The organism is Parashewanella sp. 2304DJ23-3 (assembly GCF_056591695.1).
Genome location: NZ_JBWQOH010000008.1, coordinates 154,367 through 160,968 on the forward strand (window position 1 = coordinate 154,367; position 6,602 = coordinate 160,968).

The following is a 6,602-nucleotide window of genomic DNA, read 5'->3' on the forward strand; positions in this document are numbered from 1 at the left end:
TTTTTTGTTCTTTTAAGTAACTCGTTAGCGTACGACTATAAAGAGCCTGATAACCATAATAGAGTGTTCAAAAGAAACTGCTCATTTTGTTCTGCACCTTTAGCATTCATCCCCATTTTCCATTGTCCCGTTTCATCACTATCAATCTGAGCTGTAAACATACCTGCTTCACCAAATACGGCAACTCTACCTTTGAAGAACTCTAGAGTAGCTCCTTGATGCCACTCGTGTACTGATATGGTTGGAGTATTACCATTTATATCCCAAGCCTTTGAAGGCATATAAGCAACAGCTTCTTTAGTAAAGACAAGCAAAGGCTTAGCTGTAGGAGGACTCAAAAAAGCTTGCCCCATAAAACCACGAACTTTAGTTATTGCTTTAACCTTATCAGTTCCATGAGTAATACTGTGATGAGCTAAACTACGGTCTGCTATTTCAAAATACTGTTCACGAGTTCCAATAACTTCAACATAACTATTACTGAATTGAAAGCCAAAAGTAGCTGCGAGTGATTCAGAAGCTTTTGGCCATGGAAGGTGATCTGCGATTAATAACAAAGATCCCCCATTTTTAACCCAGTGATGAATTACTTCTATTTCGGCTCGAGTGAAAGCAGTGTAATTAGGTAAATCATGATTATTGACATTTTTCTCGTTTAAAGCATTGGCGATCACTAAAACATCTACATTCTCAAGGGAGTTAGATGTGAATTTTTGAATATTACTATCAACAGTAAACCCTGCACTTTTAAGTACTTTAGCAAAAGGTTTATATCTTCCATTCAACGTATGAAAATTATTATGAGCTTCATCTACAAGCACTTTTGGGGAGGTGGAAATAAATTTAACTTGATTTTTAGGTGTGAAGTTAACATCAACTTGTTGTTTGGCAGCTAAATTCCCAAACATTAAAAAAGCCAATAAAAATAAAATTCTTGTCATTTTAACTCCAAGAGGTAAGAACTCACCTAGCGTACTAACGTCCTAATTAAGCGGTAAGTAGAGCTAAACAAAACGAAGAATCAGCACGCCCCTAGCTTTATGCGTCAGACTTAATTGGCTTATTAGAGGAATATTGCGTCATAGTTTTTTCAATCCAAGTTTTAAAATAAGAAATTCGAGAGTAGTTTTCAATTACTCCGTATTTAGCTTCTTGCCACTCTGTTGATTCTGCGTTTTGCCATGAGCTTACCCCGATAATGTATAAAGTATCGTTAACCTTTAGTAAAGCTGGGCCTCCAGAGTCACCGGGACCACTAATGCCTTCTAAAGGTAACGCATTATTACCAGAGTCAAATTTGAATTGAACCCACTGTCCGTCAATGCCTGTGACAACATTTTGAGCTGCTCTTAAAGTGTCATCAGCACCCAAGATTCCGCATTTACCCGAACCATAGTCTCCACGTCCAATAAACATTACCGTTTTATTGAGTTCATCATCATTGCCGTATAATGCAGCAGGCTTTCCTTTAAGAACCGAAGATTGTAACTGCACGAGTGCAATATCATAAGGAAATTGCTTGTTTTGCCACTTAGGATGTTTAACAATCGATTTTATTTTGTAGCTGGAATCTTGAAACCGTACTTTTCCATTGATGACAAGGTAATTAGCAACATGAGCAGCGGTAACTACCCAGTTTTCTGAAATCAACGTTCCTGTTCCATCAACTATTTTTTTACCTTTATAATTCCCATAAAAAGTGACAACTGAATGGTTGCCTTTAGCAAAATTTATATAATTCTCATCCTCAACATCATGCCGCATGATAATTGCATTAGCTGCCAATGAAAATCCGAATAGTAGAATCAAGCTCCATCTCAAAATTTATTCCTCAAACGTCTGAATCAGATATACCGTAGATATAACCTTGATTTGCTTATAAGCTGTATGTTCCATGGGTTTATTCAGGGCGAGAAAATTCAGTTTTATCTGATGACAAGCTGTAAAAGTCGCCACCGATTTTACCTACTGTCATTAATCTGCCCTGATCGATTTTACCATCTGAAAGTAAGTCATCTCTGACATATACGGATTGAACATTTAGTAAAATGATCTGCCCTCCTGCGGGTAAATCACTCACTGGAATGACTTCCCTGAGCGTGCATTCATAACGGACGGGTGAATCTTTAACCGAAAAAGATTTTACGACAGAACTTGTGCATGATTCTAAATTAGCAAAGTCAAACTCACTCTCTTCTGGTGGAAGACTTGCACTAGTCATATTCATTTTCTCTAATAGCTCATTGCAAACAATATTTACGACACATTCTTTAGTTTCTATCAGATTATTTAGAGTGTCTTTATCAAGGCCACTTCTCTGTGTGATCTGGGTATACAAAAGCACTGGTGGGTTGCAGCTAGCAACCGTAAAAAATGAGAAAGGTGCGATATTATCGATATTATCTATTGAACGAGTACTGATCCAAGCTATTGCTCTTGGGGTCACGCCACCACTTAACAGTTGATAGTTTTCTCTCCCTTCTAATTCTGCGGTGGAGAAAATCATAAAGTTAATCCTTTTTTATATTTATTGTTCTCTAAGTTAAACATTGATGTTTTATTTTACAGTTAACGCTCAATTAACGGGCAAATGCTGGTTGACTATAATCTGAAGTGCAGTGTAGGAGCTAACCAGTATTTGTCTTTGTTGAAGCGCTTGTATGCGAACTACTTCTTATTTATAAACTTTTCCAACAGAAACTGTACATTGTCAGTTACAGTTTTGAAAGCCATAAAAAACTGAACGGAAAATAGAGCATAAATGCTTGCAACCACAACCGTATAAATTACGCTACTTTCTAGGCCATAAAATAGGCACAACGTGAAGCCTGTAATAAACGTTATTACCAAACTATAAAGGTTAGGTTTAATGGGAAACACTATAACGGTTATTAAACCAAATAAAATACAAGCAATTAGTGAGATAAAGAGTCCGTTATTTGAATTACTTATCCCGGAAACCCCAATGATTACTCCGAGTGTAGAGCCGATAATTAGAGACTTAAGACAATTATTCTGCATACTTTTCTTAGTGTTTAACGCCCGCTTAACAGGCGAGTGGTGGTAGGCTAAAATTTAGAGCGCAGCGACAAAGCCAACCAGAATTTTTCCTGTTGATTGCCTTATTAGCTTTTGTCATTTAAGCCAATAACACTTATTTTGTAGTCACCTGCTTCTTCAATTTTATCATCAATATCCGTTTTGACTTCCAAGGCATTGATACCCCATTTATCGTTAGGTTTATAAAATTCAAAATACAAGATAACAGGTTGCCTCTCAAACTTCATAAGATACCATCTTGCCCAATAATCGCCTTCAATTCCTTGCTCATGAATCAACTTATTAGAATAGTACTTCCCAAATGCTTTTAGTAAGTTTGCAAAATCACCATCTGTTTTTTCGAGTGAAGCAGGGCTAATATATTTAATAACAGTCCCTCTTGATAAAGCTGTAGAGGCTATACTTTCAAATTCACCCTTTTCTATTGAATCGAATACAGGTTTTACCAAGTCGCTAAATTCTTGTGCATCATCTGCAACAACATTTACAGAAAATAACATCAGAATAAATAATAGGTATTTCAAAGTTTCCTCCGAGGAAAGCTAACACCGCATTAAGCGGCAAAGACCAACCAGTATTTGTCCAGTTAATTGCCTTGCTATGTGTTTTTACGACTTATGACATTGACAATTAGTGTTTTATTTTTGAGTAGCAACTCAACAGTCTCAGCCGATTGTAAACTATTTTTTTCTTCCGTTGACTTTTGTGTTAATTGGCCATCAGCCAAATATGTAATTTTATTAATTGCTTGAGGTGATAACTTATTTTCATTGAAATAATTGACAAGCAGATCACTCATTGAACTCAATTTTAACTGTTTTATAGAGCTTTCAGTGTATTTAGTGACTCCGCTTTCTAACTCGGTTGCACTTAAATTTGTACAAATTCCTATTAAAAAAATCGATAAAATCAGTTTTTTCATTTCGAGTTCCTTTCATCTTTGTTGTTAATCAAATTATTAAGTAAACCTATTACACCTAACTCTTACTACGGAAAAATACTCTCGCTACAACCGCCAATAAAAAATTTTACCACGCCTCTAAACACGAGACCGCCACGATACAAATACAACTAAATTTTGCTTTACGATAACCTGTTAAACACGCTACCGCCAATAACCGCAATCAAACTTTGAGATTACAAGCATAAACAACAAATTGTAGCTTCTAAAACATTGAAATTGGAGCTACAAAATAACTTTATATGTCACCGTCAAGTGACGGCACATAACGTCGCATTAAACGAAGAATGGTTGTTTGCAATAACTTTGTAGCGTAGAGAAAAAAGCCAACAAGTATTTTTCGATTGAATGCCTTGTCAGAACGCTCCCGGATGTACATATTTTCGATGCTTTACACCACTACTATAAATGCGCTTCAACTTGCTTGACCACTGATTCAACATCAAAGTCATAACCAACCAGATTTTTACCACATAGATTTATATTTACTTTTCTATTTTTTGATTTTATTAATGGGACAAATGACTCTTTAAACTGTTCCCATGTAGCACCTCGCACTTCAACACCACTCAATAACTCATGGTTCAACTTTTTGAGCCTTTCCAATCTAGATTTTGAAGACCAGAATGGTATAGAGACTAAATCATTTTTTAGTTCCAATTCTAAAAAATTTTCACCTTGAAGTTCTCCGAACCATATAACCTGCTTTTCAGAAACCTCTTGATAAAACTTCGTTGTTTGAGCTGCAACACTACTCATTTAGTTACCTAACGCCCGCCTTAACAGGCAAATTATATTTTGCTATAATTTTGGAGCGCAGTGACAAAAGCCAAACAGAATTTGTCCCTGTCGTACATTAAACTTGATACTAAGCCTCTACAATTCTATTGATTGATACTTTATGGTATTCATTAATTAAAGGTACAGCTTTTTCACCTGATTTCATATTTGTTAAAACAATTTCGCTATCTTTGGTGAATCTGTGACTAATTTTTACCGTATATGATTTAACCAGCCAACTGAAGAACCCAGTATAATAAACCGCTTCATCAAGGTCTCTCCATTTGACACCCGAAGAGCCCTTATTCCAAGGAAATATTCCGCTGTAGATCCAAACACCATTATCATCAATATATAGCTCTACACTTCGAATATTCAAAATAACCAATATTGATAATAATATTGGGATAATCCCAAGCAAAAAGTGAAAGCCAATTAAGAAAATGAACACTATGAAAAGTATTAGCAAAGGCTTAACGTACGCAACCCAGGATTTCTTTGAAATAACTTGCCGATTCGAGCTAATTGTCTTATTTAAATCATCCATGATTATTCCTTTATTAATTGAGCATAGATAGTTTTACTATAAAAAAGGTATGTAAATCAAATAAAAACCTAACGCACGCTTAACAGACAAATTGTGGTTAGCTAAAATTTTGGAGCGCAAGGACAAAAGCCAACCAGAATTTGTCTGCTAGAACGGCTTGTTATGTTTTTACTTTTGACTTAATTATTTCTAACTTTTTGTTGATTTCACTCATTTCTTCGCCACTCCACGTCAATTTATAGTAGGACGTGTCTTTGAATAATTGGTCAAATGCACTTAATAATTTATCATAATTAGGTGATGGGTGAATCTCAATCAACTCAAGAATTAAGTCAGCTTTGAAATAAATCCCCCTATCCATCTCCTCAACCAATTCCAGCGCTCCAGCTTCAAAAGCACCTTTTCGGTATTGAGAGATTGTCCAAATAACATGAAAAGTATTTACTATTCCGTTTTCTTTAATTAAGTTAAATTCAATCTCTTTCTTGACTTCCTCAGAGCAAATTTCATTAGCAGTTAAATGAAAGGAGCTGATTAAAAGAACAATACTCAAAAAATATCTCATATCCCTGCCTTGAAACATAACGCCCACAATAACAGGCAAATAATGCTTAGCTATAATTTTGGAACGAAGTGACAAAAGCTAAACAGTATTTGTCCTGTTGAACTTGTTATACGTTTTTGAGCCAGTTTAATGACTTTATTGCTTTTAGAGCTTCATGACTTACTAATAAGTGTTTAAATGAAGTCTCATTCTCAACTGCGTTTCCAGACATTTTAAAGCGCTCATTTAATATATGCACAAGTTTTTCTGACATAGTTTTAATGTTTTTATCAGATTTATCTGTTACATATAGTTTGTTTTGCTGAATTAGGGCCGATAAAAAAGTACTGCAAGTTGCTCTTTTATTTTGAAAAGAAGCCTTTTGCCATTCTATAGCATTTGCAGATTGCAAGTTGCCACCAACTTGCCAGTTTCCTGAATCGAGATTTGCAGATTTCTCATTTGAAATTTCAACAGCTAATTGTTCAAACTCAGGAGTTACTTTAGAGCAGCTTATAAGCAACAGTGCGAATAATAATATCCTTAAATTCATAGTCATCCTTGAGAAATGTATAACGCCCGCTTAACAGGCAGATGCTGGTTGGCTATAATCCGAAGCGCAGCGTAGGAGCCAACCAGTATTTGTGATCTTGCCCCGATAAAATGGACACGCTCCATTCTAAATTAATGCCTGTTCGTACTCGACAGGT

General features: G+C 35.6%; 9 protein-coding genes. All 9 read right to left on the bottom strand.

Going from position 1 to position 6,602, the window contains the following annotated elements; genetic code table 11:
• Positions 1-35 precede the first annotated feature (35 nt).
• Positions 36-941, bottom strand: a complete 906-nt coding sequence (locus tag AC1EU2_RS14740; protein ID WP_480299044.1) for a DUF4350 domain-containing protein — start codon at positions 939-941, stop codon at positions 36-38.
• A gap of 97 nt (positions 942-1,038) precedes the next feature.
• On the bottom strand, positions 1,039-1,785 hold the full coding sequence (locus tag AC1EU2_RS14745; protein WP_480299045.1) for a S1 family peptidase: 747 nt from the start codon (positions 1,783-1,785) through the stop codon (positions 1,039-1,041).
• Between the two features lie 115 nt (positions 1,786-1,900).
• On the bottom strand, positions 1,901-2,506 hold the full coding sequence (locus tag AC1EU2_RS14750; protein WP_480299046.1) for a flavin reductase family protein: 606 nt from the start codon (positions 2,504-2,506) through the stop codon (positions 1,901-1,903).
• Positions 2,507-3,125: 619 nt separating this feature from the next.
• Positions 3,126-3,584, bottom strand: coding sequence for a hypothetical protein (locus AC1EU2_RS14755; protein ID WP_480299047.1), 459 nt, complete (start codon positions 3,582-3,584; stop codon positions 3,126-3,128).
• Positions 3,585-3,658: 74 nt separating this feature from the next.
• Positions 3,659-3,982 (bottom strand): hypothetical protein, encoded by a 324-nt coding sequence (locus AC1EU2_RS14760; protein WP_480299048.1) that lies wholly within the window; start codon positions 3,980-3,982, stop codon positions 3,659-3,661.
• Positions 3,983-4,423: 441 nt separating this feature from the next.
• Entirely contained in the window at positions 4,424-4,780 is a 357-nt protein-coding gene (locus AC1EU2_RS14765; protein ID WP_480299049.1) for a DUF2750 domain-containing protein, read from the bottom strand.
• Positions 4,781-4,889: 109 nt separating this feature from the next.
• Positions 4,890-5,348 (bottom strand): hypothetical protein, encoded by a 459-nt coding sequence (locus AC1EU2_RS14770; protein WP_480299050.1) that lies wholly within the window; start codon positions 5,346-5,348, stop codon positions 4,890-4,892.
• Positions 5,349-5,508: 160 nt separating this feature from the next.
• Complete coding sequence (locus tag AC1EU2_RS14775) at positions 5,509-5,913, bottom strand: hypothetical protein (protein WP_480299051.1); 405 nt, start codon at positions 5,911-5,913, stop codon at positions 5,509-5,511.
• 106 nt (positions 5,914-6,019) lie between these two features.
• Entirely contained in the window at positions 6,020-6,445 is a 426-nt protein-coding gene (locus tag AC1EU2_RS14780; protein ID WP_480299052.1) for a hypothetical protein, read from the bottom strand.
• Positions 6,446-6,602 lie beyond the last annotated feature (157 nt).